Source organism: Pseudoalteromonas sp. P1-25 (assembly GCF_001401805.1).
Taxonomy (GTDB): Bacteria; Pseudomonadota; Gammaproteobacteria; order Enterobacterales; family Alteromonadaceae; genus Pseudoalteromonas.
In genome coordinates, this window is the sequence record NZ_LKDW01000128.1 from 1 (window position 1) to 251 (window position 251).

Below are 251 nucleotides of genomic sequence, written 5' to 3' on the forward strand. Positions count from 1 at the left end.
TCCGTTACGGTTATCGTAACAACCGTGCCCTCTGGCTCGCCTGTTGCTGTGCCTGAAATAGTCGGTGTGGTGTCATTAGTATCACCAACAGGGTCAATAACCACTGTAGGCGCTGCGGTATCAACCTCACCGGTGGTGGTGGCTGTGGTTTCATTGCCTGCAGCGTCGGTAACCGATACCTCAACGGTAAATTCACCTTCACTTAACTCATTAGGCACATCTACACTAAAGGTGCCATCGGCTTGCACTTC

At 51.4% G+C, this 251-nt stretch carries 1 protein-coding gene; it reads right to left on the bottom strand.

Annotated features, from left to right (window positions below; translation table 11 throughout):
- Nucleotides 1-251: Ig-like domain-containing protein (locus AN393_RS20345; protein WP_235576224.1), on the bottom strand; the 251-nt coding region annotated here is incomplete at both ends.